3 rRNA genes (2 of these 3 only partly in view) are annotated in these 2,500 nt (G+C 50.8%); all 3 read right to left on the reverse strand.

The features are described 5' to 3' along the window. Window positions 1-552 (reverse strand): 16S ribosomal RNA (locus AC0GNR_RS18960); it reaches 981 nt to the left of the window's first position. 348 nt (window positions 553-900) lie between these two features. After that, window positions 901-1,013 (reverse strand): 5S ribosomal RNA (gene rrf, locus AC0GNR_RS18965). A 195-nt stretch (window positions 1,014-1,208) separates the two neighbouring features. Continuing rightward, a 23S ribosomal RNA gene (locus AC0GNR_RS18970) occupies window positions 1,209-2,500 on the reverse strand; it runs 1,587 nt beyond the window's last position.

Genomic DNA, 2,500 nt, shown 5'->3' on the forward strand with positions numbered 1-2,500 from the left:
TTCCGATTAACGCTTGCACCCTACGTATTACCGCGGCTGCTGGCACGTAGTTAGCCGGTGCTTATTCTTACGGTACCGTCATTAGCAAACTGTATTAGAGCTCGCCGTTTCGTTCCGTACAAAAGCAGTTTACAACCCGAAGGCCTTCTTCCTGCACGCGGCATTGCTGGATCAGGCTTGCGCCCATTGTCCAAAATTCCCCACTGCTGCCTCCCGTAGGAGTCTGGACCGTGTCTCAGTTCCAGTGTGGCTGGTCGTCCTCTCAGACCAGCTACAGATCGTCGGCTTGGTGAGCCTTTACCCCACCAACTACCTAATCTGACATCGGCCGCTCCAATCGCGCGAGGCCTTACGGTCCCCCGCTTTCATCCTTAGATCGTATGCGGTATTAGCGCAGCTTTCGCTGCGTTATCCCCCACGACTGGGCACGTTCCGATGCATTACTCACCCGTTCGCCACTCGTCAGCACCTTGCGGCCTGTTACCGTTCGACTTGCATGTGTAAAGCATGCCGCCAGCGTTCAATCTGAGCCAGGATCAAACTCTTTAGTTCGATCTTGAATTTACTCATAAAAACGCAAACGAAGTAAACTTCATTTCTATTCTCATGAACGTTTAAAGTCTTGCGACTTGGATTCCGAAGAATCCGTTTTCGCAATCGCCTTCAAACGCCCACGCTTATCGGCTGTATATTTTTAATGATCTGACAAACTTAGCAGCACTTGCCACTTCATCCGTCTTGCTTAGCTGCGATCAGCTGAGCCTCGTATTATGACACAGTTTTTGGTGTCTTTGCAAATTTCTTTTTGAAGCTTACAAGACAAAACACATGCCTACACTTATATAAAGCCCAAACCCCCAGGTACACGGGGTACGAGGGGGTTTGGGGGGGCTGGTAAGAGCCTGACGATGACCTACTTTCACACGGGAATCCGCACTATCATCGGCGCAAAGTCGTTTCACTGTCCTGTTCGGGATGGGAAGGAGTGGTACCAACTTGCTATGGTCGTCAGGCATAAAGGGTTGCCGCTGCAGCACCAGGGTGCTACGGCGACGAATTCATAGAGCTTCGAATCAGCTGTCTTTTTGATTGCTGCCAACGTTATGGATCAACGGTGTTGAATTCCATAAGGGCATAACTGGACTACAAACGGTTGTGTATTGTAGTCGGGTGACATTCAAACTGTTGATGGATTAGATCAAAGTTATAGGGTCAAGCCTCACGAGCAATTAGTACTGGTTAGCTTAACGCATTACTGCGCTTCCACACCCAGCCTATCAACGTCCTGGTCTTGAACGACTCTTTAGGGGGCTCAAGGCCCCGGCAGATCTCATCTTGGAACGAGTTTCCCGCTTAGATGCTTTCAGCGGTTATCTCTTCCGCACTTAGCTACCCGGCAATGCCACTGGCGTGACAACCGGTACACCAGAGGTGCGTCCACTCCGGTCCTCTCGTACTAGGAGCAGGCTTCCTCAAATCTGCAGCGCCCACGGAAGATAGGGACCAAACTGTCTCACGACGTTTTAAACCCAGCTCACGTACCTCTTTAAATGGCGAACAGCCATACCCTTGGGACCGGCTACAGCCCCAGGATGAGATGAGCCGACATCGAGGTGCCAAACACCGCCGTCGATATGAACTCTTGGGCGGTATCAGCCTGTTATCCCCAGAGTACCTTTTATCCGTTGAGCGATGGCCCTTCCATACAGAACCACCGGATCACTATGTCCTGCTTTCGCATCTGCTCGACTTGTCAGTCTCGCAGTTAAGCACGCTTATGCCATTGCACTATTAGCACGATGTCCGACCGTACCTAGCGTACCTTCGAACTCCTCCGTTACACTTTGGGAGGAGACCGCCCCAGTCAAACTGCCTACCATGCACTGTCCCCGATCCAGATAATGGACCTAGGTTAGAACCTCAAACACACCAGGGTGGTATTTCAACGTTGGCTCCACAAGATCTAGCGACCCTGCTTCAAAGCCTCCCACCTATCCTACACAGATCTGTTCAAAATTCAATACAAAGCTACAGTAAAGGTTCATGGGGTCTTTCCGTCTTTCCGCGGGGAGATTGCATCATCACAAACATTTCAACTTCGCTGAGTCTCAGGAGGAGACAGTGTGGCCATCGTTACGCCATTCGTGCAGGTCGGAACTTACCCGACAAGGAATTTCGCTACCTTAGGACCGTTATAGTTACGGCCGCCGTTTACTGGGACTTCGATCAAGAGCTTGCACCCCATCAATTAATCTTCCAGCACCGGGCAGGCGTCACACCCTATACGTCCACTTTCGTGTTTGCAGAGTGCTGTGTTTTTAATAAACAGTCGCAGCCACCAATTTTTTGCAACCCGTTCGTGCTCAGATGTTCTCATCACACTACAAGGGCACACCTTCTTCCGAAGTTACGGTGTCAATTTGCCGAGTTCCTTCTCCTGAGTTCTCTCAAGCGCCTTAGAATACTCATCTCGCGCACCAGTGTCGGTTTGCGGTACGGT

Source organism: Hydrogenophaga sp. LT287 (genome assembly GCF_055702805.1).